The sequence below is a fragment of the Vibrio fluvialis genome, assembly GCF_900460245.1.
Classification (GTDB): domain Bacteria; phylum Pseudomonadota; class Gammaproteobacteria; order Enterobacterales; family Vibrionaceae; genus Vibrio; species Vibrio fluvialis.
In genome coordinates, this window is the sequence record NZ_UHIP01000001.1 from 2,554,193 (window position 1) to 2,579,890 (window position 25,698).

Sequence of the window (25,698 nt, forward strand, 5' to 3'; positions counted from 1 at the left end):
GCAGACTCCTTCAGCATCACTCGCCTTCTTTTCTCCACAGCCAATTGACGTTTTTTTGTTCTAACCAGAAGATTATCCGGTCAATAACAATAAAAATGAGGAAGTTATGTTGACTAAGTCTGCCATACACAAAGGAATGACCACCGCCTTACTCTTGTCTCTGACCCTATTCAGTGGCTTCAGTGCAGCAGCGGAAAAAGTCTATCGTCTCAAGCTGGCCGAAACGTGGGGGGCGAACACTCCAATTCTCGGTGATGCCTCACGCAATATGGCCAAACTGGCGGAAGAGATGTCGAACGGGCGACTACAGATTCGTATCGATTCGGCCAATAAGCACAAAGCGCCACTGGGCGTGTTTGATATGGTCAAATCCGGTCAGTACGATCTGGGTCATTCCAGCTCTTATTACTGGAAAGGCAAGGTACCGAATACGCTGTTTTTCTCTTCTATGCCGTTTGGCATGATCACTATGGAACAGTACGCCTGGTTCTTCTACGGCGGCGGCATGGAGCTGATGCAGAGAGTTTATGAACCTTTTGGTCTGCTCTCATTTCCCGGCGGCAACTCCGACATTCAGATGGGCGGCTGGTTTAAAAAAGAGATCAACTCCATTGATGATCTGCAAGGGCTGAAGATGCGCATTCCGGGTTTTGCCGGAGAAATATTTGCAAAAGTCGGCGCTAAGCCTACGAATATTGCACCGGGGGAACTGTATACCTCACTTGAGCGCGGCACGATTGATGCGCTGGAATGGGTGGGACCAGCGTTCGATCTGCGCATGGGTTTTCAGAAAATTGCACCTTATTACTACACAGCCTGGCATGAACCAGGGTCAGAGACACAGTTCCTGGTGAACAAAAAAGTCTGGGATTCGCTGCCGAATGATCTGCAGGTGATCCTGAAAACGGCGTTCCGCGTCGCGGCATTTGATATGTACGCTCAGGCGATTGACGCCAATGCAACGGCCTGGGCACAGATGACGACTGAACATCCGGACATCAAAGTCCGCGATTTCCCGCCAGCCGTGTTAGACGCCATGCGTAAAGCCAATGATGAGCTGTTACAAGAACTCGCAGCCAACGATCCTCTCGCCAAAGAGATCATCGAATCTCAACACAGTTATCTGAAGAAAGTGCGTGACTGGACTAAGATTTCGACACAAGCCTATCTCAACTCTAACCCATAACGAAAAAGGGCTGCCAATGGCAGCCCTTTTGTGGGCCAGTAATAAAGTTTCATACTGACCCATTTTGTAGATGCTGATTTTTGGCAGGTAAAAACAGTGTCGAAAAATAAAGTATCATACAACTTTGTGTCGTCACACTATAAATCAAACCACACATGAGTATTAAAGTATCATACTAGACCCATGATCACTTTTGGACATAGTTGAGTTACAACGTTTGCTAACTTAGTAATTCTGGCACTATCATTTATTTTTCTAGATTCGGCGGCTCGGGAAGAGACTTGTCGTTTTTGTGCTCTTCTTGATGCGGGGGAACTAAGGTAAGTGCGAGGTTATCCTATTCAGCAGCTAACTCAGGTTTATCCGCAACGCGCTCTAGGTGATGAATCTGCGTACTTTGGCCGTTGATGGGCTGCAGTGAAAGCTGGCACTGCCTATCTTGACCGACCACTTTCAGTTCTCTACGTTTCTTTTCCTTAGCTTTGTTGGATTTTTTGTCACCGATGCGGCCGAGATTGCACGGGCTTTCATGGCAACAGGTTCGGTGATCAGGCTGTGTGCTGATGATTGAAAGACTTGCCCTCGCGCCCTAACATCGGGATCTCTATTTTGTAAACTGGTTTGATTCCATTTTATAACAGTAGGTAATCTAACGAACGTTTGATTATTTAAAGTAGCTATTTTGTCTTGAGGGGCACTAGCCAGATGCTCTCGCACCTCGGATTTTGATAAGCCCGTCACTTCATGGAGTATGCTAGCATCCATATATAGGCGGTAATTGACCACTTGGGTGTCTGTCTGCACCTGTAAAGCCGTTATGGGGTTCTCACCATCCCCATCATGACTGACGACAGTTTGAGAGCCTGCTATTAATGCTATTTTACTTGATTCATCCATAAATTCATTCTCTTGCATCAATGATGCATCAAGTGCATTTTCTATCTGCTCAATAATGCCCGTATAACTTAAATCGTTTGCTAAGTTTACCGTGTCAATCGTACTTTCGATGAGGGCTTGCTGACTGCTGTCCCTAGGCTGCTCAAGTCGTTCATATAAGAATTCCAACGTGCAGCCTTGCGCCATATAAGGCACTTTATTTTTCCACTTCACCTCACCCTCGTCAGCTTCAGCCAGCGCTTTCCTCAGACCTCTTGCGTCTGTGCCAATGGACTGCGCTAAAGAAGGGATGTTGTAAAACGGCGTGTGGGTTTCGTTAGCATGATCAAGCACTGTAAAAGAGGTTTCTAACAGAGCTTGGTTATTTTGGTCGATGGTATCATTGAGATCTAGAGCAACATTACTGGCTTGAGAGGTGACAAGTTCAGACAAAGGCACTTGAGTTGATTTCTCATGTCAGCACCATTAAAGCGTCATCATATTATAAAGCTCATTGAGTTTATCAAATGCTTTCGCAGCATCCTTGTAACCTGGGTTTTTGTCTGGGTGCACTTGCACAGACAACGACTTGTACCATTTTTTAGCTGCTTGGCTGTCGTCGTACATATCAGGAGTAATGCCCAAAAGCTGATTACGGCGTTTGCCATCAACCTCAAGCAACAAGAACATCAGCTTGTCTTTCTGTGATTTAAAGTAATCAACTTCAGCCAATGAGATGTCGGCGATTCCTTTGGCTTGGAGCTCTTCCAATTGAGACTGAACTAAAGATAACTTCTCGGACAACGAATTGTGCTCTGCGTGCTCTTTCTTTAGCTTAAGAAACAAAAGAGCATTGAGGACCGCAAAGCTTAGGGTCGTGATAATCAAGATAGTGTTCATGAGATACCTTTCAGTTGCAAATAATCTGTACAATATGTACGTCGCTGAAATTATACATAATCCAAGTAATAAAGGCTCTACCACTGATAATTTGAGCGTTGTTCAAAGTCTGAAATCAGAATGAATACCGAGCTTAGAGTATCGCTCAATGCGAATCAGGGTGACGGTTATTACCTGATGAACGATTGCGAATGGAAAAGACCACGTCAGTACAATTGATAACTTACCGCCTGCGAAAGCGAAAAATCTACATAAACCAGTGCCTGGATTTAGTTTGCCACTACAGATTTCAGCTATCATAAAGTAAGTATATAAATAATAAGAAATTTTATGTATCCCTTTCTTTTTGAAGAGAAAAATTGAAATCCACCTCGATTTAGCGAGCATTATGAGGTAAACTACGAAGAGGATATAATTTATTGGTTATAACTATATGAAAAACATAGTTAGTGTAGATCTATTTTGCGGTGCGGGAGGATTAACTCGAGGGCTACTTGACTCTGGAATTCAGGTATCTGCTGGACTAGATATAGAAAGCAGTTGCAAATATGCATATGAGTCAAACAACGGAACGACTTTCCACTGTAAAGATGTAACATCTTTGAAAGCGAAAGAACTATCAGGTATGTATCCTGAAGGTGATATCAAGCTATTAGCTGGGTGTGCTCCGTGCCAACCTTTCTCCACATATTCTCAAGGACGAGATGTGAAAAAAGATAAGAAATGGCCTTTGCTCTATGCATTTTCAAGACTAATCAAAGACACCCAACCAGATCTCGTTACAATGGAGAATGTTCCTGATGTGACCAAACACAAGGTATACCATGACTTTGTTAAGACTTTGAAAAAGCAGGGCTATAATATTTGGGCTGATACTGTATATTGCCCGGATTATGGGGTTCCTCAAACTCGAAGTCGCCATGTTTTACTAGCGTCTAAGCTCGGCTCTATTTCATTAATTCCCAAGACTCACAACCCTGATGAATATATCACAGTGAGACAGGCTCTCTCAGAACAACAGCTGCCAAAAATAAAGGCAGGCTCAGCCTCCAAACTTGATCGCCTTCACAAAGCTGCGGGCCTATCAGAACTCAACATGAAGCGTATGAAAGCCTCTAGACCTGGAGGCTCCTGGAAAGATTGGCCGAAACACCTCATAGCAGAATGCCATAGAAAACCAAGCGGTCAAACATACTCCAGCGTTTATTCCAGAATGAGTTGGGATGAACCCGCCCCAACAATGACCACCCAATTTTTCGGATTTGGTAATGGCAGATTTGGACATCCAAAAGAAAACAGAGCAATATCGCTGCGAGAGGGTGCAATTTTCCAAACGTTCCCTGACTGGTACAAATTTACTGAAGATACTAAGCCAATTCAAACCAGCGTCGTAGGAAAAATGATCGGTAATGCCGTTCCTCCCAGGCTGGGACAAGTGATAGGTGAATCATTCAAAAAGCATATTGAAGAACTGAAACTTTAAAACCACAGGGAATTAGAACATGGCTGTTATTTACCCCCCTTTTTTACCCGAAAAATGCCCTTCCTCAGAAGAAAAGGTAAGAGCTTCACTTACGAATGTTGATGGCATTACGATCCTTCATTCAGTTTGCTGGCAATCAAAAAGGAACAACCGTCAAGGAGATGGAGAAGCTGACTTCATTGTCCTAATTCCGAAAGAAGGTATTCTAATACTTGAAGTTAAGGGGGGTGATATTGAAATTGAAAACGGGACTTGGTATTCAACTGATAGATTTCAATCAAAACACAGAATCAAAGATCCCTTTGTTCAAGTTAAAGACTCAAAGTATGCCTTACTTAACTACCTGACCCATGAAGACAAAAAGTTAAAAGCAATCCCTATAATGCATGCAGTTGTATTTCCAGATATTTCTGTCAGTCAATCGCTGTCGATGAACTCACCAAAAGAGTTAATCATAGATAGAGAAGATTTAAACAATATTGAAAACGTTATAGAAAGGGTTACTGGGCATTGGGGATATAATCACAAATTTCCAGACAGCTATTTAAACGACGTTTGCGTCCTATTAGCCCCTACACGATACGTCCAGAGGCTAATTTCAGACGATATAGACGAAACAGAAAGAGGCATCATCGAATTAACCCGCGAACAAATGAAAGTTTTGGAATCCTTGAAACGAGCGAAACAAGCTATCATTTATGGAGGTGCTGGCACTGGAAAGACGGTGTTAGCGATTGAAAAAGCAAGACAACTAGATAAATTAAAGTTTAAGACTTTATTAATTTGTTACAACAAGCTATTGAAAGAGAAAGTAAGTAGTTTATTAGCCAGCTCGACGATAACTGTAGAAACATATCATTCCCTTACCTTGAAAGAGGCGCAGAAAGCTAACCTGGATATACCAAATCATTTGGATTCTGAATGGTATGAATCTCAAGCTGGGCAATTATTCAAACACGCCGCGAATATTAATAAAACAAACTATGATGTGATTATTATTGATGAAGCACAGGACTTTTCTTATGAATGGATAATATCATTACGAGAACGCCTGTCACAGCACGGTACTTTCTACATATTCGCGGATTCTCACCAAGATTTATATAAGAGAGACTGGCAAGAACCAGAAGGGGTAAGCCCGTACGAATTACTCCAAAACTGCAGAAATACAACCCCAATAGCCACCACAGTAGCCGCCATCTACCAAGAAAAAGTGATTGTAAGCGGGTTGCAAGGACCTACTCCGCAGTTTGTTGAATCTAATACAATAGGTGAGTCTTTAGATTTTGTTTCAACAATTGTTGAGCACCTAATTTCGGAAAAAGTCGATCGAGAACACATAAGTGTTCTAAGCAACACAAGTCAATTTATAAAAGACCTCAAAACCCAGTGCGTTGGAGAGTACGTCTTTTCTAGCTATGATAAATTTGGCATTTGTGCGGAGACTATTCGTCGATTCAAAGGGTTAGAAAACCACGTAGTTATTGTTGTAATTGACGACAATGAAACTAATGAAACTGATGATTCAATACAATCACTATGTTACGTAGGCATGAGCCGCGCAAAGTCGGCTCTATACCTAGTTTCATCCAAAAGAGTAAAAGACAAACTCAATTGGCAATAAACTCCCCGGCTATCGTAAGTAACCTTTTCGACCAAAAAGGGTTTTGCGACTTAAGTTCATATTGAAGTGCCTGCACGAAGGCTCCCCGAGGTGTAAACATCCCATACAGGCGCCTCCTGAATCGTGACACGCAGGATCCATTGCACACCGATGATCTTCATATAAGACAGCATCTAACAGTTTATGCAGCTCTGTTTCAAACACGGCTTGCAGCCCCCCTAGAACAAAGTCTCCTTTGGCAGCGCCGTATATAAAAAAGCCTAAGTGATAAGGTAATAAAAGCTCAGATAGCCCATTTCTATCAATACCTGAAAAAACCGAAGCTACCCGAATAAATCGATGGGCATACGAATGAATAAGCTTTTGAAGGACATCAACGAGACTCTGTTCACCTCCGGTACCATCGTACTTATTAATGGCTTCTAATATATTTTGACGACTAGATTTTTCATCCTGCCCTTGGATGATATTAAAACCTTCGCCTTGTAGCCAAGCGATGACCCGATTCGGCTCCAACTGAACATATAAAGCTTCTGTTTGAGCTAAGTCTGAGTAGATAGTATAACCTTTCGAACCCTTAGACTTGAAAGGGGTTAATTTATCCTCACCTGGCTTATGCCCTCCTCGTGTATACCCGTACTGTGCTGTCAATACGGGGAACTTATCTATCAGCTCAACACTCTTCAGGCCCGCTTTTGACAGGCTAGACAAATAGTCACTTTGATAAACTTTAGTAAAGCGAGAATCTCCTTGTACCGATGCAATAAGATCTTTTATCTGTACCCTAGAATCCAATGTTGCAAGCGCTAAAATAACAGCCTGAGCTTCAGCTTCCTCTTGGTGTTCTCGAACAAGTCTCAAATTAGGAACTGAATCAAACTCATCTGAAGTACCAGCAGCTTGGAGCATTTTATCAATAACATCGTCAGGCAACCCTTGACTTTGCAGGGTTCTGCGCAAGGACTCTGAACTAGACTTCACTTGTTCAATATTATCTTCCTCCATACCACTTAGCACCCATGAAAGTGCTCGAGGAGGCCCCCCTGCTTCAGTTAAAACTCTAATCTTTTCTTTATCTGGCGGGTTTACAATCACAACACTATGAGGTGTATATACAGAGGATGCTCGATGCGGAAGAAACTTCAAATTACCTTTTCCGCACTCGCAACTCACGTTACCGAACCCTTTCCGCAATGGCGAGTTACAAACTGGACAATCGAACACGATTTCAGCAGCAGACGCTGTACCAGGAAAATTTACTCGGACTTGTTTATGCTCTTTGCACTTGGGGATGTACGGCTCACGAAGAGCACCACATTCATCGTGATACCCAACAAAATAAAGGTTACTTTTACCTATATCTTTGCCGCATGGGCATTGAGCACCGGGTTCACTATGAACTCGAAAGCAGCTTCTGCACACCCAAGACTTATTGGGGAATGGTTCAATTTTCACTCCATTATCTTCGTCAATCGTCACAACTTGTATTGGAAACCCCTTCCTCAAGTTTGCCACAAAATCCCCGTCCTTTCCCGATGCTTCCCAAGCGCCAGCGTGTCTAATTATCGCCCGCTTTATTGAGGCGACATCTATATCATTCCTTGAAAAATAAACCCAATCTTTGACCTTCCATACTCGGCCTTTTAAATCGACAGTTTGCTCAGGCAAAAAACCAAACAACACTTGTGAAACACTTCTATATTCAACCATTATTTTTTCCTCCCTGAATTCTTCATAACAAATGCTCTAATAGGTACTTGTTTTTCAACATCACGTAAAGATCTCATAGGAGGTCTTTCCGTAGGAGAAAGCTCAGAAGGGAAAATTGCACTATTTGGGGGTTCTTTTATATTGGACTCGAATCCCTCTATCCACTCTTCAATATCAGCTCGAATGTGGCTATCTAAATCTCCCTCTAACTCCAGAGCCTGAATTAGTTTTCTAGCCTCTTTACCACTATCGAAATTGCCATTGTTATAGTATTCCCTCAATGCCTTTACAGTAGTTAATGGGATCTCTGAGTCATATTCATGAATCATGATCAACCTTGCTAGAAGTAAGCCTGAGATAGTCCTATTCAATACTTGTCGACTACGTTTGCTTATTGGAACAGGATCCACGAATCGATCGCCTTGTGAGACAAATTGGCTAAAAGAGCGGTAAATACCCGCATCTCTTTCCCGACCGATTTTGTGCACAACAAAAACCAAACTAGGATATCTACGCCCCACCCGAGCTGTAGCTTGTATAAACTCAGCTGTAGACAGGGGAATTCCCAGCATTACCATAATATTCAATCTATCAATATCAACACCGTGTGACATCATGGAAGAAGCAGCGATTATGTGTAACCGTTCATCGAACTCGCTTTCAGGGTTATCCAACCGATTTAAGATATTACTTACTTCCTTAAACTCCGTCTTTCCCGTTAATGATGCAATGTTAATTTTTCCATGCACTTCGGAAAGCTGGGTCTCTGCTGAACGAGTGACAGCTTCAAGGTCTCTTATAGTATTTCCATAAACGACATTAGTTCCATACAGAGACACTAGCTCTTCTGAGAAGTGTATAGGAATACCTATTTCACTACATGTTTCCTGAGGATGTTCCTGCAACCGCCTAATCGACTTTTGCAACTCAGCTAATAACCTATCTACCGTATACTCAATAGTGACTCCTTTAGGCGCTATAGCTATAAACTCTCTCATTTTATCTGTGGAATCAGCAGTCCAAAAACCGGCACCTTCCTTTGGAGGGGGTACAGGAAAAACCCTTCCTTTTCTGCGATACAAAACATCAACCTGTTTTTCATAACCAGTCAATGTTGCCGATGAAGCAAGGATTTTCGGTTTTCTATCGCAAAGCTCTTCCTCAAGGGAATCGAAAATAGCCTCATAATGAGCATCAACAGCCCCAAGACTATCTCGAAGCAAGTGAAGCTCGTCTTGTAACCTGAACGAGGGCCCAAACCGCTTTACATCCATTCCCAGGTCACACACCTCACCTTTACAGCCAGGAACCAAACATCCATTAGGCTTTTGACTTCTTCGGGAATATGTATAGCCATGACCTTTGGAGCATTTTCCTTTGGGAGCCCCCAACAGTCCCCTCATTGCAGTCTGCATAGATACGGATGCTGCTTTATCAAGTGTGCCAACGACAACTGTTGGAAGAAATCTATATATTTCATCGTCAACAACATATATCGGCAGGGGCTCTCCTTGGGTTATACAAGATGCGCTTGTGCACTTGTGGTATAAACGCCAACTTGCTCTATCGAAGTCCATTTCAATTGTTTTGTCATGACAATACGGGCAGGAATCTAGCACTTGATACTTTGAAGGCATCCCTGGATCATCTATATCCGGCTGCCCTGGCTCCGCATCTACAGGGATCGAATTAGGAGTAGCTCCATTACCAACAAAGAACCCTAGAGAAAATCTAGCTCCTTGGATATTATGTTTTTTTCTGACTATATCAGCAGCAGCTATTGCATTAGCAAAACGCTGAGTTTGTTGTAGAGAAAGCATTCTCAAAGGAAATCGGCTCCATGCCGTGATTCCTGAGCTTTTACCAGTAAGGCGATCGTAAATTGAAGCAGTTATCAAAAGCCCGAGGTAAGTTTCTGTTTTCCCTCCCCCTGTAGCAAACCACACCACATCTGCAATGTCCGCCTCATCTTTTTGATCAACAATTGAACCTAAATTTGCGAGCAAGAAGCCAAACTGGAAGCTTCTCCATGAGGTATACTTGCCATTAGAACTTAAACTCATCGCTTCATTCATGCAGGTAAAAGCTGTAAATAACTCGCTGTTTGTTTCAAGGAGCTTAATGCCGTTTTTAATCCTGTCACACTCTTCGTCAAATTGTCGCGAAGAATCTAGAGCGCTATTTAACGCCTCTTCTGACCATTGCTCTTCTTTAGACCTCGCCCTTAAGGCATGCTCTGACCAATTTTCATTACCCCAACTAATTAGATATTCTAGTAAAAGATTGGATGACTTAATTGGATCTTCAGACAGAAGCATGAAATCGAATGAGGGGGGAGACCCACTGACATTCCAGTACTTAGGTCGGAACCTGTCTACCGAAATAGCATCTTCAGTTTGAAAAGCCCCATCACTCCCCAAGACAATCCCACAATTTATACCGTATGCTGGTACCTTCCGATCATAGCGAAAGGAATCCTCTAAAGCGGACAAGAGGTAAGGTTTAGTAACGAGGCCCTTAATAGACATTTCACATTGATAAAAACGAGTATCCGATAATTCTGAGCATTCTTTTGGTGAGGTGTTAACCAGCGTAATAAACAGCTCAAAATCTGAGTACTGATCTTGTCCAATTTCAACTTCTATTGCAGCGGATAAGCCCTTTGTCCCAATAACTCTAGTAATTTCACTGGAGAGCTCATCCTCTAACAGTCTACTTTTGCCAAGTTCACTCTTAATTGATATTTCGCGGGAAACTTTTACCTGTTCAGATTTAATCCAGTGAGAACTACCTTTCATTTTTAACCAAACATGAAACCCAACATTTAATTCTAGTTTCCATTTTTCTTCGTTAGGGCCTCCAGGTTTCAACTTTATACCAAAAGCACAAGGCTCTAGCCGTTCACCTTTTTCCCCCCAGTCGCTTTCTTTGACTGCCTGCTCAGACTGTATCCTCCCCAACCAATATTTTCCTGATGGTTTAACAGCTATTGAACTATCGCAATCACCTCGACCAACCTGTGTCATTCGCTGACCCAGCCAAGTTACAAACTTTTCTTGAGCATCCTGTATATTCATTTAATTTCCGTTTGTATTAATCGTCTAAAAAGTTTTCTTGTAAGACAGAAGCACTACTTGGCCGTCTTAGCTTTTTCAATGCCTCAGCTTCAATTTGCCGTATCCGCTCCCTAGTTACTCCGAACATTTCTCCTATATATTCCAATGTCCTTTCTTCTTGGTTGTCGGACAACCCAAACCTATGCGCAAGCACCTCTATTTCTCTATCTTTCAAAATCGCTAAGTGCTCTTTTATTCCGGCTGTTAATTCCTGTGAATTAATCTCGTCTTCAGGGGACGGTATATCCGCAACTAAAAAATCCTTCAGTGAATATTCCCCATCATGCTTTAATTCGTCTAAGGAACTCGGTTGTATAGCAGAAATAGCCCAACAAAAGTGCACCTCTTCAACGCTCCAATTTAATTCTTCTGCAACTTCATAAGGTTTTGGTGATTTGCCGTTTTTTATAGCTGAAAGTGCAGAGACGGCTTTTTTAAATAACTGCACCTTATTGTGCATATGAACCGGCACGCGAATTGTTAGTCCTTTATCAACAATTGCTCTTTCAATTGCTTGTTTTATCCACCACACCGCATATGTAGAAAACTTAAACCCCAAATCTGGATCAAATTTTTCAACAGCTCGACTTAATCCTATGATCCCTTCTTGGAATAAGTCCTCTACCGTAAGATCTGCACTAACACTGAAGTATGATACGACTTTTCTAACCAGCCTTAAGTTAGCTAAGACCATAGCTTCCTTAGCCTTTCGTCCATTTTCAACAATTATGTTTAAGTGCTTATGTGTAATTATATCATCACAAGAATGACTATCTTGAACTTGCATAGCCAACTTTATTGTACGGCCTAACTTCACCTCATCTTCTTTTGTTAATAAGTTATATCTATTTATAAAGCTAAAATTTGAAGATGATCCCGCTTCAACCGTCTCATCAATGAGCTCAATATCATCGTCATTCAATTCCCCCCATTCGACAGGAATTCCTTGTGACATAAGCTCTTCGATAACATTGCTGCTTTCATCGACTGACAATTCCCGCTTTACAAATATTTTTGTTAGAGCTTCTTGAGATAGCTTTTCTCCTGTTCGCTCATAGTCACCAACTAAATCTCGTATGGTTTTCTCAACTATTTCATTTTTCATTAATTTCCCTATTACCAACCGATTCGCTGAGTAAAACAAATCCACTTAAATTACGATTTTAGCCGTTCACTCATTCTTTGAGTCCATTTATCAATATCCTCTCCTGTCAACGCCCCGCCTTGTTTCGACTTCTGATGCGGCACCCAAAAGTGGTTATCCGCGCCGACTAGTTTGTCCAAATGCTCTTTCGGCCAAGAAAGGGACGCCTTTAGCAGCTGTTTTTCGATCTCGTATAGGTGAGGCTCGATATCTCTGATTGCGCAGGCACGAATCACTCTGGTCGACAAGGCCTTGGCAGCATCCGAGGTATCGACTTCCAACAGGTAGTACCCGGTAGTGTCGGCAGTAACATGGGCGACGGACATGCATCTGGGTTCACCATCCGGTTCCACCACATGCTTTTTGCATTTACCGATAACCGGCAGCTTTCTGAGTTTGTATATGACAATCCGGCAGCCATGCGTCTCCTCAAGCAGTTCGAGCATTTTGAAGTAGCTGGCGAATTTGTTCAGATACAGGTGGGCGTCGTCGGTTTGGTCGTTCATGTTGTCCCAATCGGCACTAGGCAGGTCGCCGCCAGGCCCCTGTTCTTCGGTACTGACGTCGCTTGAGGCTTCGCCCGGTTCGTCATCGTCCTTGCGGCCCCGGCCCGTCAGCTTTTTCTTTTCGCAGATCTTGGACGTTTCTATCGCGCGGTCGAATTCGAATTCCGTCGCATACCCTTCCAGCGCAACCGGCTTGTTTTCGCGGCTTCCCTCTGCAGCGTCGTCCACCTTGTGTCCGGGCGGCCGGTTTGCGCCCGAGCCGTTACCCAGGCCGTTGCCGCTTACCTTGGTATAGAAACTGGGATGGTAGAAGACGACGCGTTCGGGAACATTCATAGGTATATATCTTAATCCTATGATTTCGTGAACGAGCATGGTTTGGCTGTCTGCATCGATATACCCCTTCACTCTCATTCTTGCATCCTCCAATGCAGGAGGGTCGAATCGAAAGCTCCAGCGCCTGTACTGTCCCACATCGTATCCGTGATTCAGCTGGTAGGCGCCTATGCTGTCGTAGGAGCGTCTGGCCTCGGGATCCATCAATATCCAGGCGAACAGTCTTCGAAAGCCATAGTCGCTAAAAAGCTCTTTATTGCCTGAGAAGCTGTCCAATACGTTGATGATGGTTCTATCGCTTTCTTCGTCGTACTCTGGGCTGTATTCGATATTCAGCAGGTCGTGCTCCAGGGCCGTTCTAGCCAGGTAGCCATTTTTAAAGAAGAGCATTCTCGCCAGCTCGAACTGGGGAAGGTAAACCGTGGTGCCGTCGGCCAGAGAAAACACAAAGCAATATTCTCCAGCCTCGCTTTTTGCAAGCCGGTCGCGGGCAGGGCAATCACAAATCCGCTCAACAGACCATTCGCGAGTCGTAGATATGACAAAGCTCTTTTCCGAAGACTCCTTGAAGTAGTAGTCGTAAGTCGGGTTTATTTTCCGTTTTCGCACCAGGACAGGTGCATTCGACAGGGTGGTTGAATCTTTTCCATTATCCCCTTTGGGATGAATACTAAGATTGATGCCCCACTGGATAGCGCCCTTTTTGCGATATAGGTTTCCGATACCGTTGATCCAGGTATCGTCTTTAAATCCTTTGAGTTGGATACTTCCGTTCAAATCCCTAGAACCTCCTTGAGAAAACGGCAGGCCTGCTCGGTGAGGCGCTCTTCGCTCAACCCGGACCACCTAAGCATCTGCCAGCGCTTCAACGGTTCGCCGTTCCGCGTTATCCGTATGGCGGTGCGGGTCATTCTTCTTATTTGATATTCAAATATATTTTCACAATGGCGATCAAAAAACAAACTGCACAAAGGTAGTAGATCCAGATGCTTTTCTATCCCGGCTTTGTGCTCCAATCGGTTCAAATACCAGTTCCTTGAGCGCCGAGGATCATCCAGGCGCAATTCGCTCTCATTGCGCAGCGAGATCAGAATTTTGAGCGTTTCCACGTCTCGCCTATGCCAGTCGACCTTGGTCTGGTGTTTCGGCTCCGGCACCTTATGGCTTCGGTTTACTTCCAGCAGCCATTGTCTGTCTCGGCGATACAGCCAGGCGTATATATCCCCGAATCCGCTAAGACGAGCCCGTTTGGTACCATGCTCTTTCACGGCAGCCAGCCACCTGTTGCGATATTTGCTCAACTCGCTTTCGCCCGTTCCTGTCAGCTCCTTGGCCGGAGTTTTCTCGTTCGGTTCGAGTCGCGCAACAACATCAATAACCTCGGCTACCTTCCACCCCGGTTCCATAAAGGCATGAAGAACTACCAGGTGCTCAAGATAGCTGAATGCCTTGCGGTGTTTGCGGAATATGTTTCTGAGCCAGTTGGTTTCAGTGTTGTCGGACAGGAGTCCGTATCGAGAAAGCCAACCAGCTCCCCAAAACCCTACGACTTTTTCTCGGACAAGCTCATGACGAACCAGAGAACCGCGATTAAAGCTATGATCGGCCGCCAGATTGGCATACCACCGGCTCCATTGGGAAAACTCGGGCGTAACTCTCTGCTCCAGGTTCAACAGCTCACCGATGCTTTGCGCCAACAGGTCGCTCTGCCACTCATCAGGCTGCTGTTCGACCAAAGGGCACACGTCCAAGTCCGCAGCTTGAAACCGGTGCCTGTGCGCATCGTGACGGCGTATTTTCGAATCGACCAGGCTGCCGTGCACCGAACAGCTTTCTGCCCCGGCAACCTGCCAGTCGCGCCGCCAATAGCATTCGCCATGTTTGCTCAACTGCTCGCGAATGCACTCGTGGCAATACCTGAGATACATGGGCTGCTTAATGCGCGAAGCCGCGGCACCGGTCGTGAGGTGCACAAAGCTTTTGCCGTTGGCGGTAAGCTCTCGGATAAGTGCAAAACGACGCGCTTCACCCACAAAAGGCGCATACAAGGGGAAGAGGGTGTTTCTATAGAGTAGGCTCTCCGGCGTGATCCCGACTTCTTCCGGGTAAAGCGCGGCGATGCGCTTAAGGTGGGACGGCAGATCGGATGTGGCCAAAATCTTTCTGTCGCCGAACACCTCCGAAAGCAGTTCCTTCGGCGACACAGTGCCGCTATGAATCCCGTGCCTCGCTATCGTGCTGTAGAGCAGCTCGTCACGATACGGCAGGGGAAAGCCCAGCATATCAGCCCACTTTCTTCAGCCAGCCGAGCACGTCGAACAGCTCGCGTCCCGGCTTCAAATCATCGTAGAGGCAATCCTTTTCCGCCTGGGAGAATTTGAACCTCCAATCGTCGGACGACAAGGTATGCCAGTCGCTTGGTTTCACCGTCTCAGCCTTGGTCTTCTTCGGTTCCGGCGGCTCAGAATACCACTCCAATACAATCTTGCTCAGCTCGGGCATGGAAAGATTGGGAAACTGTTTGAAGACGTTTTCTATCAGCGGCTTCAGCAAATCGGACTCGCAACCCATCGCCTGCAGCATCATGTAAAGCTTGCGCGCCTTTTCGTTGCTGCCGAACGCAGATTCGTCCTGCTTTTCCGCCTGACGTTCTTCAATCAACTTCTGCAGCTCAAGAAGGCGTTTATCCAAAGTGGGCATGCGCAGGTCCGAATATTTGACGATAAGCTTGGGATTGCCACTGCGCAACGCATCCAGCATGGGATGCACCGGCTTGAGTTCCTGCTCGTACACGGTACGCAAAAGCTTGACTGTGATCCGCTCTAGCCCGGTCGATATGGCCCGCATTTGCGCAAGCACGAACAGCTTGACCACGATATCCAGCACGCCCTGAGAAAGATCGAACCAGCAATCGCGGATCTCCTCGTTCAGTATCTCGTCCCGCTTGGTCAGCCACTGGTATTGCCACAGCTTATCGGTAAAGGCCCGCCATTCGGTTCTTTTCGGCTTACCCGTTTTGACATCGATTACGTGCGGTCCGGGTTTCATCGGCTCCCAGAACAGGGAACCGAACCCGGCGCTTCGGCGTCCTGCCTGCAATTCCATTTCGAACATGGGCCTGGCCTTGGGTGTGCCTGCTATCACCACGGGAACGCCGACCACGTTCACCAGAGCGACGAAAAACTCCAGCATCTGCTCCTTGGTTACATTTCGCTTCAGCGTCAGGCGCTGTATCTCGTCGATCACCAGTACGCCTATGGCCCGCTGCGTCGCAACCTGACCCATCATTGAAAGTAGCACCTCTGTGCCCAAACGCTTTTGCGCATACCTTTGTTCGTAGTTAGATTCTATCGTGCGGTCAACCTCGCGGAAAAAGTTGAGGCACAGGCTCTTCAGCGAGCCGTTGGACGGGCACTCTATCCTCAGATAGGGCAATTGAATGAAATTGTACTTCGGGTGAAAGATCACTTCCGGGTAGGTTGCCAGAATCCGATTAAGGGTAGTGCTTTTCCCGCTGCCGGAGCAGCCGATCAATGAAAGGCTTCTTGCGGTGGAGTTGGATTGAGAAAAACGGAAATCGCTGGCCACGCCCTCCTGAATCCTCCGGTAACCTTCCTGCATTTTCGTATTCAATGAGCCGTCCGCGATATTGCGGCCCACATACCCGCCTCGGATCATGATGGATATTTTCTCTTCAAGCTGTTTATGAATGGACAGCGGCTGGAAAAAGTCGTCGAGCAATGCGCTTATCTGATGGGTGCGCAAATGACCCTTTTCGAAACAATCCTTAGGGTCGAAGTCGACCTTACCGCTCAACTTAACCTTGAGGTCCTGCAGGTCCATAATGGGCGGCAGAGCTTCGATAAGCGGGTTGCCCCGGTAGCGGGCAACGCCAGGATCCGTATATATCGCATCAACGAAGTTTTCAGGCAACGGCATCAGTCGTCCTCCCCGAACAGTTCGTCGATATAATCCGGATAGTCGAGGTCGGGATCCTGTTCCGACAGGTGAACAACATCTGCCGGTTTGCTCGTGTCGTCCGGCTCGGGACGCCGCGCCTTATCAGCCCTTTCCTTGGCCTTTTCAGCACGCTTGTTGTCGTTGATGGCTCGGATCCGTTCGGCTTCCGTAAACCAGGAAGTATCCGGCGCTTTCTTTTCCGCCTGGGCAATCTTTTCGATAACAAACTCCTCGTGCTCGCGCTTTTTGGATCCCGCCGCTATTCGGGCTTTGCCCGTGGTTTTCTTCTGTTCGTCACGCAGCTGCCAAACATCCCAGAACGAAGCGCCACAGAATTCTCTCGAACGGTCGGCCAGATTGCACACCCAGTACCTGTTGCTGCCCTTTTCGGGAAAGAGATAGATTCGGTCTGCAACCAGCGGATCGTAAGCCGCTTCCAGGCTTGTCGGGCGCTTCACATCTCTGCCGCGATGCGTCCAGCCCTGCTGCAGGATCTCCAACGAGGTGTAATAGAGTCCGAACAGGCAAACACCGAGTTCCGACAAAGTAGCCTTTAGCCTCGGCAACAGGGCAATGTGAACCGCATCCGGATCCTGCTGATGCAAACGCCCGGTTCTGTGCTGCAGACCCCAGTTCCACAAATGGATCGGCGTCATCGGCAGATCGGTGGGCATATCCGCATCCCTGTCGTACTTCTCGAGCACGGCATGCTGGTTGTGGTACAGCACAGATGACAAGATGATCTGGGCGAACTCTTTCACCGTGAGTCTGGCATCCAGGCGATAGTCCTTGCCGCCGCGCTTTTTCACCCTGTTGCCGGTAACGAACCCGGGAGCAAAAGGCGTAAAGGTCGCCTGAATGGTTTTGAAATTGCGCTCGACTATGCCTTTGGCGTCGCCACGGTAGGGCGCGGCATTTTCGATCCGGACCGCGAAATTGCGTTCCAGATTTTCTATCTGGTGGCCCAGCAGTTCGCCCCTGTCTGCCAGAATGGCGTCGGGCAGGCCCACGCTAGGCCAGTCTTCAGGTTCGATATCGAAACCCAGCTCCCGGCAATAATCCGTCTTGTCGGTCACGGCCATATGCAGGGCCTGCATTGCCGCCGCATAGGAGGGATTTTCAAAACCTATGTAGAAACCGACGACCATACGGCTGAACACGTCTATCACCATGTATACCACGGGCCTGCCGACTATATTGCCGCGTTCGCTGTCCGACACCAGATAGATATCGGCAATGGTGGCATCTATCTCATAGCGGGAGCCGGGACCAAGTACCTGGGTATTGGCGGTGCTGTGAAGCGGCCTGATGCCCTTATTGTATTCGTTGACCGATACCCGCTTTTTCAATACCTCGACTTGGCCGTACTCGCGCTTGTAGAAGTGCATCATCTGCCAGTTGCTGGGCAGCTCCTCTTCCGGCGTATCCGGAAAGTAGTTTCGATACAGGGTGACGAAACGGCGATGGGCATAGGGAAACGAGTGTCCCTTGTCCTTCAGCAGATAGCGGTCGATGGCGATTCGGAACAGGCGTTCTATGGATTCATCAATAAGAGCTCCGACGCCCGGGGTGTACTTGCGAGGGCGGCCGAGTTTCTTGTCCTTCGCAATCCGTTTTTTACCCTTGCCGCCGGAGTTCTTGTAGTCCGGCAGCAGGGCGTTGGCGGTTTGTCCGCGCTGCCAGTAGCGCCGGGCCAGCCGATACAGGGTCTGCTTGGTGGAACCCTGTTCGACGAGAATCCGATTGATGGCCGCACCTCGGCTTTTCGGCTCGTAGAAGTCGGGTAGTTCGAGCAAGGGTTTGATCAAGGCGAAGTTGGTATCCCGCTTGGTTCTGGCGGTTGTTCCTTCCTCCGGCGATTCGAAAGCGAGCTCCCTAAAGGGATCGTCTATGCGATTCAGGGTTTCCTGGTCGATCGCGTCAACAAGTTCGCTCGTCGATGCAAGCTCAGGAAAAGCCGAATCGTCGTCGATATCGATCCACACCAAGCAGTCACCTATCCGCTGCAGCACCCGGTAGCGGCTCTCGCCATATTTCAAAACCTCATTGATTCGAAACAAGATACACCTCCCGGATAAAGCCCAGATCTCCGACCCGCAAGTCCTTCGCCTTGAGCTTGGTGATGGGAATGAAAATATCGAAGGTAAAGTAGCGTTTGGCCAACAGCTTCCTGACCTCGTAGAGGGATTCGCCGAGCAGCAGGTCGTAGGCCGCGTCCAGCTCCTTGCAGATGGCGATTATCGTTTTGTTCGGATTCTTTTCGAAGTGGTGGGCGTAGAACTCGATCTGCTGCAGCGCCAGTTCCATGCCCTCTTCGTCGTCGCGCTGCGCCGGGTAGAACCACTGAATGTTCTTGAAAACGACAGGGGGTATTTCCCGTTCGGTAACCAAATACCAGGGATACTCTTTCTCCGCCCAGTATCTTCGCTCGACTTCCAGCTTTTCGACCGTACGGGCATCGCCAAGTGCCGAAGCATACTTGGCCTGCAACACGAATACGGGCTCATGTTCGTCGGTGCTGTCGACCAGAAAATCCGACGACATATACTGGTCGATGCCGCCCATATTGGAATGCTTGATACCGGCCTCGACCGCCAGCCGACGGGTGGTATCCCGTTCCAAAGGAAACTGTTCGCGTATCTGAGTGACTTCACTATGCCATTCCAGCAGCAGGAAGGCGGCCAGTTCAAGATCCGACAGCAGATGATGGGTGCGTCTCGATTTGTGGCCGAAAACACGGTGGACGCGCCCGAGCGAGGGAAGATCACGCACAGTCAGCCAGGGCTTGTAATCGGCATGCTCGCCGCTGCCGCGTCCCTCTTTAATCCATTTGGCAAACTGGGCCTCGGTAAATCCCTTCTTCTTTGAAGCCATAAAAAACCGCCCTAACCGATTGAATTTTCATCATAGTCAGAGCGGATTCGGTATGCAACTTTATTACTTATTCAAATAACACAGGTACTTAATTTCTTATCAACTAGAAGCAGTTTCTCGCTTTCCAATAACCTTAAGTCCTAATAGCGTTACAGCCAAACCTTCGGCGATATTAAACTGGAACTATTTCCCCAGTTTAATACTCAATGGATTCAAAAGATCGGTACGCATTTTCAAGTTCATCAAACAAAGCAGAGTAACGCTTTCTTAAGGAGTCCGTAAAAGTGGGATTTTCATTACACGCTTTGAGAAGGTATATGGTTCTAAGCTCCGCAAATGAACATACATCTAACACAGTCCGAGCACAATGACCCAATTTAACTGCACTCTGGCGCTCCTCTGACCGTAAGCACCTCTCCCAAATCATTCCGACACCATCACCATCTTTATGTATAAGGTGACTACTCATGCCATAACCGTGAGCCAAAGATATAAAGGCTCTTAATCCAGGACTATCACTTTTTGAAAACTCATTGATAATATGGCTAAACGACCACTTTTGTTCGAGATTGAAGCGTTCATTCTTATTTGTCCCATTTCTTAGTTCATCTACTTCACGATCACTCAAAAGTAAATCATTGAGAGGCCTGTTATGCTTTGCTTCTGAAATTTCTTCAAAGAATTTTTTCACTTTTGAGCTTCTTTTTGCAGCGGTATAATCCGGCAAAATTTCCCAATATTCTTTCGCTTTTTCTAACCTTTCTTCTGTGGAACCTGTTAACAGATACACATATTTCGTCACTCCTTCAATGATAGAGCGATTTATGATCTCGGCGTCCCACTCAAGCCCCTCCTTTATTAAAACCAAAGCACTTGTACTGCTTAACTGGCAGGAAATATATAACTGAGCGGAAACAAAACGTGTTAACGGATGCATACCATCATATGCGACGTCCATGTAAGGCTTGCAATGGTCAAAGTGTTCACCAATGAAATGGCTAGCCAATGCGGCCCATGACTTCAGAATGTCTTCCATTGTTAAAATGGTAATCAAAGAAAATATTGAACCAAAATAACCAGAAAATAAGTTGCTGCCCAGTTTTTATGGCAATTAGGGGGAAATGAAGTTTTCCGAACTCACTATAGCCCAAAGACAGAAGCCGACAAAAATGTCGGCCTCAAGCTCAATATCGGTATGAAACTATATTACTAAGTATGACACTTTAATACTTAGTATGAAACTTTATTCCTCTCCGACACCTTTTTGATTCAACTAATTAGCCTGTTACTCTACGGTCACCGCTTTTGCCAGGTTACGTGGCTGGTCTACGTCAGTGCCTTTGATCAGTGCAACGTGGTAAGACAACAGCTGCATTGGAATGGTGTAGTAGATTGGCGCCGTGATTTCACTCACGTGCGGCATGGTCACAATCTTCATAGTGTCATCCCCTTCAAAGCCAGCCGCTTGATCAGCAAACACATACAGCAGACCGCCACGTGCGCGCACTTCTTCAATGTTGGATTTGAGTTTTTCCAGTAGATCGTTGCTTGGAGCCACCACAACCACTGGCATGTCAGCATCGATCAGCGCTAGCGGGCCGTGTTTCAATTCGCCGGCAGCGTATGCTTCGGCGTGAATGTAAGAAATCTCTTTCAGTTTCAGCGCCGCTTCCAGAGCAATCGGGAAGTATTCGCCGCGGCCCAGGAACAGTGTGTGGTGCTTCTCGGCAAAGTCTTCGGCGATCGCTTCGATCTCTTTTTCACACGCCAGAGCGGTTTCAATCTGTTGTGGCAGAGCGTGTAGCGCTTCAACAATCTCTTTTTCCTGCGCTTTGTCGATCACTTGCTTCTGTTTGCCCAGAGCGGTTACCAGCATCAACAGTGCGGACAGTTGAGTAGTGAAGGCTTTGGTTGATGCCACACCAATCTCAGTGCCAGCGCGAGTCATGAACGCGAAATCTGATTCACGCACCAGTGACGAGCCAGCCACGTTACAGATGGTCATTGCCGCCATGTAACCTTTTTCTTTCGCCAGACGCAGAGCAGCCAGCGTATCCGCAGTTTCACCCGACTGCGACAACGTGATCAGCAGGCTGTTTGGACGCGTTACAAATTTGCGGTAGCGGAATTCAGACGCGATTTCCACGTCACAGCTGACACCAGCCAGAGCTTCAAACCAGTAACGTGCTGTCATACCTGCATTGTAAGAGGTACCGCAAGCGACGATTTGTACGTGTTCAACTTTGTTCAGAATGTCCGCCGCGTGCACACCAATGCTTTCGGTAACCACAGAATCTTTGGTCAGGCGACCTTCCATGGTGTTGATCAGCGCTTTTGGCTGTTCGAAAATTTCTTTTTGCATGAAGTGACGGTAGTGCCCTTTGTCACCCGCATCGTGTTCAGCATTTGATTCCACGATTTCACGTTCAACCGCTTCACCGAACGTGTTGAACACTTTCACTTCACGGCGAGTCACTTCTGCCACGTCACCTTCTTCCAGATACATAAAGCGGCGAGTCACGCTCAGCAGCGCCAATTGGTCTGATGCCAGGAAGTTCTCACCCACACCGAAACCAATCACGATCGGGCTGCCAGAACGCGCTACCACTAAGCGGGATGGATCTTTACGATCAACCACAACCGTACCGTACGCGCCTTCCAGCTGTTTTACCGTTTTCTGCACCGCTTCCAGCAGCGAACCTGCAGTGCGCAGTTCCCACTCCACTAGATGGGCAATCACTTCGGTATCGGTTTGTGACTCAAACACGTAACCGCGCTCACGCAACTGTTCACGTAGTACTTCGTAGTTTTCAATGATGCCGTTGTGTACCACAGCGATATCACCAGACATGTGCGGGTGTGCGTTGATTTCAGATGGCTCACCGTGAGTTGCCCAGCGTGTGTGCGCAATACCCGTACCGCCCGCAACGTGCTCCGCTTCAACGGCATCCGCCAGCTCTTGCACTTTACCCAGGCGACGAACGCGCGTCAGCTGACATTCACTGTCTACCACTGCCACACCAGCAGAGTCGTAACCGCGGTATTCCAGACGGCGTAGGCCTTCCACCAGAATTTCAGCGACATCACGTTGTGCTACTGCACCAACAATTCCACACATGTTTATTACTCCGTAACTATTTTTGTTTCAGCTTCTCTGCGGCATTCCAGCCGGGGCAGCAAGCAAAAGGCCCGTCAGAGAAGGAGGGTATTTGTTATGCTCAGGCCCGAATCACTCGGACCTGATGAGATTCAATTTGCGCCGCGTACTCGTCGGGTAACTCTTTATCAGTGACCAGCACATCGATATTGTCCCACGCCAGTTCTAAGTTCGGGATTCTGCGGCCAACTTTGTCCGATTCAACCATGACGATCACTTCACGCGAGACTTCTGCCATGACTTTGCTTAATCCCACCAACTCATTAAACGTAGTCGTGCCACGTTCAAGGTCAATGCCATCAGCACCAATAAACAGCTGGTCAAAATCGTAAGAGCGCAGTACTGATTCCGCGACTTTGCCCTGAAACGATTCGGAATGCGTATCCCAGGTTCCGCCAGTCATCAGCAGCGTCGGTTCACTTTCCAGTTCGTTGAGCGCGTTCGCCACATGCAAGGAGTTGGTCATCACCACCAGCCCACGTTTGTCGTTCAACTGCTCAATCAAAGCACCAGTCGTACTGCCGCTGTCGATCACAATTCGATTGTGGTCACGAATTAATTTTGCGGCGGCTTTGGCGAGTGATATCTTTCGAACCGAAACTTTTGAACTCATTTCGTCAGCGACCACTTCTTTCGGCAAAGCGATCGCACCGCCGTAGCGTCTTAACAGTAGCCCATTGGCTTCTAAAGAGGCCAGATCCTTTCGAATAGTGACTTCGGAGGTTTCAAACTGACTAGACAAAGCCTCGACACTGACCTCACCCTGTTCATTCACCAGATTGGCAATCGCATGGCGTCTCAGCTGTGTATTTCGTTTCGACATGGTTTATTTTTTATCAAGTTTCGAATCGAAACAAATTATAATCAAACCGAAACATTCGTGTCTATTTATTTTGATCCAAAAAATTAATATTTCGCGCTAAAACCTTGTCCTAAGACAAATCTTAGACAGTGATATTGCCGCCATTCAGTGGTAGAATTCACACCCGAAAAGAAAAAAAATTACAGAATGCGGCGTGATATTTTTGTAACTTTCGCCGTTTAAAGTGACTAAGTCACAGATTTCTGAAATTTCATCCCAAACAAATGGTCATAAAATGACTAAATTTGTTGAAAGACTTTCAGCTTTGGAGTGAAAGAAACTCGTGAACTACACTTGGCAATTGAAGACGAAATGTTGCCACCACCGAGATCACTTTGGGGCTACGCACCAAACTTCTATTTCTTAATATTTATTACCGGAGAGACCCTTCCATGAAAAAGACCAAAATCGTTTGTACGATTGGCCCTAAAACTGAATCTGTAGAGAAACTGACTGAACTGGTCAACGCAGGCATGAACGTAATGCGCCTGAACTTCTCTCACGGTGACTACGTTGAACACGGTACTCGTATTGCGAACTTCCGCCAGGTCATGGAAAACACTGGTAAGCAACTGGCTATCCTGCTGGATACTAAAGGTCCTGAAATCCGTACCATTAAACTGGAAAACGGTGATGACGTTGATCTGGTTGCTGGTCAAGAATTCACTTTCACTACAGATACCTCTGTTGTGGGTAACAAAGACATCGTTGCCGTGACTTACGCAGGCTTCGCACAAGACCTGAACGTAGGTAACACCATTCTGGTTGACGACGGTCTGATCGAAATGGAAGTGATTGCTAAAACTGACTCAGAAGTAAAATGTAAAGTGCTGAACAACGGCGCACTGGGCGAAAACAAAGGTGTAAACCTACCAGGCGTATCTGTGAACCTGCCAGCCCTGTCTGAAAAAGACAAAAACGACCTGAAATTTGGTTGTGAACAAGGCGTTGATTTCGTTGCTGCTTCTTTCATCCGTAAAGCATCTGACGTGAAAGAAATTCGTGAAGTACTGGCTGCAAACGGCGGCGAGAACATTCAAATCATCTCTAAAATTGAGAACCAAGAAGGCGTAGACAACTTCGACGAAATCCTTGAATTGTCTGACGGCATCATGGTTGCACGTGGCGACCTGGGCGTAGAAATCCCAGCGGAAGAAGTTATCTTCGCGCAGAAGATGATGATCGAAAAATGTAACCGTGCCCGTAAAGTGGTTATCACTGCAACTCAAATGCTGGATTCAATGATCAAGAACCCACGTCCAACTCGCGCAGAAGCGGGCGACGTAGCGAACGCGATCATGGACGGTACTGATGCAGTGATGTTGTCTGGTGAAACAGCGAAAGGTAAATACCCTGTTGAAGCAGTTACTATCATGGCGCAAATCGCTAACCGTACGGATTCTGCACTGAAAGCAGAACTGGGGTCTCGTCTGGACAGCCCACGTCTACGCATTACTGAAGCAGTATGTAAAGGCGCGGTAGATACAGCTGAGAAACTGGCTGCTCCACTGATCGTTGTTGCAACTGAAGCAGGTAAATCTGCACGTTCAGTACGTAAGTACTTCCCAACTGCAAACATCATTGCCGTAACGACTAACAAGAAAACGGCTGCGCAGCTGGTTCTGAGCAAAGGCGTAGCGCCAGTTGTTGTTGACTCAATCGACAGCACTGACGATTTCTACCGTCTGGGTAAAGAGATCGCTCTGGAATCTGGTCTGGGTAAAAAAGGCGACATCGTCGTGATGGTTTCTGGTGCTCTGGTCGCTTCAGGCACTACAAACACGACTTCAGTACACGTACTGTAATCCGCGTTTAACGCATAAAAAAATCGGGGCATGGCCCCGATTTTTTGTTTCTGTCTCTTACCAACCAAAAAACTCTTTGTGGTGAGTGTTAAGCAATAACACCATAGGTAGGAAGTAAAGCGCACTGAGCTTAAATCCTAATACCACCAAAAAGCCAAT

At 46.7% G+C, this 25,698-nt stretch carries 16 protein-coding genes and 1 pseudogene; 4 read left to right on the forward strand and 13 right to left on the reverse strand.

The genetic code is table 11. The features are described 5' to 3' along the window. Positions 1-199: 199 nt before the first annotated feature. Positions 200-1,186 (forward strand): annotated as a pseudogene (locus DYA43_RS11980) (TRAP transporter substrate-binding protein); the annotation flags it as partial. 453 nt (positions 1,187-1,639) lie between these two features. On the opposite strand, the gene DYA43_RS11985 reads toward DYA43_RS11980, so the two are convergent. Next, positions 1,640-2,515 (reverse strand): hypothetical protein, encoded by an 876-nt coding sequence (locus DYA43_RS11985; protein ID WP_123946167.1) that lies wholly within the window; start codon positions 2,513-2,515, stop codon positions 1,640-1,642. Positions 2,516-2,548: 33 nt separating this feature from the next. After that, positions 2,549-2,962: a DnaJ domain-containing protein gene (locus DYA43_RS11990; RefSeq protein ID WP_061056888.1), complete on the reverse strand. Its 414-nt coding sequence runs from the start codon at positions 2,960-2,962 to the stop codon at positions 2,549-2,551. 433 nt (positions 2,963-3,395) lie between these two features. Between DYA43_RS11990 and DYA43_RS11995 the strand changes: the two genes are divergently transcribed. Together DYA43_RS11995 and DYA43_RS12000 are read left to right on the forward strand one after the other, a co-directional pair. Next, positions 3,396-4,445: a DNA cytosine methyltransferase gene (locus tag DYA43_RS11995; protein WP_061056889.1), complete on the forward strand. Its 1,050-nt coding sequence runs from the start codon at positions 3,396-3,398 to the stop codon at positions 4,443-4,445. A 19-nt stretch (positions 4,446-4,464) separates the two neighbouring features. Continuing rightward, positions 4,465-6,069, forward strand: a complete 1,605-nt coding sequence (locus DYA43_RS12000) for a nuclease-related domain-containing DEAD/DEAH box helicase (RefSeq protein WP_061056890.1) — start codon at positions 4,465-4,467, stop codon at positions 6,067-6,069. Positions 6,070-6,078: 9 nt separating this feature from the next. Here DYA43_RS12000 and DYA43_RS12005 read toward each other — a convergent pair whose 3' ends face one another. The 11 genes from DYA43_RS12005 to DYA43_RS12055 form a co-directional block, all read right to left on the reverse strand. Next, positions 6,079-7,779: a DUF8724 domain-containing protein gene (locus DYA43_RS12005; protein WP_061056891.1), complete on the reverse strand. Its 1,701-nt coding sequence runs from the start codon at positions 7,777-7,779 to the stop codon at positions 6,079-6,081. Beyond that, positions 7,779-10,856 carry a C-terminal helicase domain-containing protein gene (locus DYA43_RS12010; RefSeq protein WP_061056892.1) on the reverse strand — a complete coding sequence of 1,026 codons (3,078 nt, stop codon included), beginning with the start codon at positions 10,854-10,856 and terminating at the stop codon, positions 7,779-7,781. Before DYA43_RS12010 ends, DYA43_RS12005 begins: the two co-directional genes overlap by 1 nt. Before the next feature lie 16 nt (positions 10,857-10,872). Continuing rightward, positions 10,873-12,000 carry a sigma-70 family RNA polymerase sigma factor gene (locus DYA43_RS12015; RefSeq protein ID WP_061056893.1) on the reverse strand — a complete coding sequence of 376 codons (1,128 nt, stop codon included), beginning with the start codon at positions 11,998-12,000 and terminating at the stop codon, positions 10,873-10,875. Positions 12,001-12,050: 50 nt separating this feature from the next. Next, positions 12,051-13,658, reverse strand: coding sequence for a Tn7-like element transposition protein TnsE (locus DYA43_RS12020; protein WP_061056894.1), 1,608 nt, complete (start codon positions 13,656-13,658; stop codon positions 12,051-12,053). Then, positions 13,655-15,163, reverse strand: a complete 1,509-nt coding sequence (locus DYA43_RS12025) for a TnsD family Tn7-like transposition protein (RefSeq protein ID WP_061056895.1) — start codon at positions 15,161-15,163, stop codon at positions 13,655-13,657. Before DYA43_RS12025 ends, DYA43_RS12020 begins: the two co-directional genes overlap by 4 nt. 1 nt (position 15,164) lies before the next feature. Beyond that, positions 15,165-16,820 (reverse strand): AAA family ATPase, encoded by a 1,656-nt coding sequence (locus DYA43_RS12030; protein WP_061056896.1) that lies wholly within the window; start codon positions 16,818-16,820, stop codon positions 15,165-15,167. Continuing rightward, a complete protein-coding gene (locus DYA43_RS12035; RefSeq protein ID WP_061056897.1) occupies positions 16,820-18,901 on the reverse strand; it encodes a TnsB C-terminal domain-containing protein in 2,082 nt (693 codons plus the stop codon). The genes DYA43_RS12030 and DYA43_RS12035 overlap by 1 nt, the downstream gene beginning before the upstream one ends. Then, positions 18,885-19,715: a heteromeric transposase endonuclease subunit TnsA gene (locus tag DYA43_RS12040; protein ID WP_061056898.1), complete on the reverse strand. Its 831-nt coding sequence runs from the start codon at positions 19,713-19,715 to the stop codon at positions 18,885-18,887. The genes DYA43_RS12035 and DYA43_RS12040 overlap by 17 nt, the downstream gene beginning before the upstream one ends. 196 nt (positions 19,716-19,911) lie before the next feature. Continuing rightward, complete coding sequence (locus tag DYA43_RS12045; RefSeq protein WP_061056899.1) at positions 19,912-20,751, reverse strand: DUF5677 domain-containing protein; 840 nt, start codon at positions 20,749-20,751, stop codon at positions 19,912-19,914. A 249-nt stretch (positions 20,752-21,000) separates the two neighbouring features. Then, entirely contained in the window at positions 21,001-22,833 is a 1,833-nt protein-coding gene (gene glmS / locus DYA43_RS12050; protein ID WP_020428522.1) for a glutamine--fructose-6-phosphate transaminase (isomerizing), read from the reverse strand. A 100-nt stretch (positions 22,834-22,933) separates the two neighbouring features. Further along, positions 22,934-23,695, reverse strand: coding sequence for a DeoR/GlpR family DNA-binding transcription regulator (locus DYA43_RS12055; protein ID WP_020428521.1), 762 nt, complete (start codon positions 23,693-23,695; stop codon positions 22,934-22,936). Positions 23,696-24,126: 431 nt separating this feature from the next. On the opposite strand from DYA43_RS12055, the gene pykF reads away from it, so the two are divergent. Next, entirely contained in the window at positions 24,127-25,539 is a 1,413-nt protein-coding gene (gene pykF, locus DYA43_RS12060; RefSeq protein WP_020332653.1) for a pyruvate kinase PykF, read from the forward strand. Positions 25,540-25,698: the final 159 nt, after the last annotated feature.

What these genes read in the sequence shown, in the direction of transcription:
- DYA43_RS11990 (WP_061056888.1), bottom strand. Translation starts at nt 2,962, where the DNA reads ATGAACACTATCTTGATTATCACGACCCTAAGCTTTGCGGTCCTCAAT.
- DYA43_RS11995 (WP_061056889.1), top strand. Translation starts at nt 3,396, where the DNA reads ATGAAAAACATAGTTAGTGTAGATCTATTTTGCGGTGCGGGAGGATTA.
- DYA43_RS12000 (WP_061056890.1), top strand. Translation starts at nt 4,465, where the DNA reads ATGGCTGTTATTTACCCCCCTTTTTTACCCGAAAAATGCCCTTCCTCA.
- DYA43_RS12005 (WP_061056891.1), bottom strand. Translation starts at nt 7,779, where the DNA reads ATGGTTGAATATAGAAGTGTTTCACAAGTGTTGTTTGGTTTTTTGCCT.
- DYA43_RS12010 (WP_061056892.1), bottom strand. Translation starts at nt 10,856, where the DNA reads ATGAATATACAGGATGCTCAAGAAAAGTTTGTAACTTGGCTGGGTCAG.
- DYA43_RS12015 (WP_061056893.1), bottom strand. Translation starts at nt 12,000, where the DNA reads ATGAAAAATGAAATAGTTGAGAAAACCATACGAGATTTAGTTGGTGAC.
- DYA43_RS12025 (WP_061056895.1), bottom strand. Translation starts at nt 15,163, where the DNA reads ATGCTGGGCTTTCCCCTGCCGTATCGTGACGAGCTGCTCTACAGCACG.
- DYA43_RS12030 (WP_061056896.1), bottom strand. Translation starts at nt 16,820, where the DNA reads ATGCCGTTGCCTGAAAACTTCGTTGATGCGATATATACGGATCCTGGC.
- DYA43_RS12040 (WP_061056898.1), bottom strand. Translation starts at nt 19,715, where the DNA reads ATGGCTTCAAAGAAGAAGGGATTTACCGAGGCCCAGTTTGCCAAATGG.
- DYA43_RS12045 (WP_061056899.1), bottom strand. Translation starts at nt 20,751, where the DNA reads ATGGAAGACATTCTGAAGTCATGGGCCGCATTGGCTAGCCATTTCATT.
- glmS (WP_020428522.1), bottom strand. Translation starts at nt 22,833, where the DNA reads ATGTGTGGAATTGTTGGTGCAGTAGCACAACGTGATGTCGCTGAAATT.
- DYA43_RS12055 (WP_020428521.1), bottom strand. Translation starts at nt 23,695, where the DNA reads ATGTCGAAACGAAATACACAGCTGAGACGCCATGCGATTGCCAATCTG.
- pykF (WP_020332653.1), top strand. Translation starts at nt 24,127, where the DNA reads ATGAAAAAGACCAAAATCGTTTGTACGATTGGCCCTAAAACTGAATCT.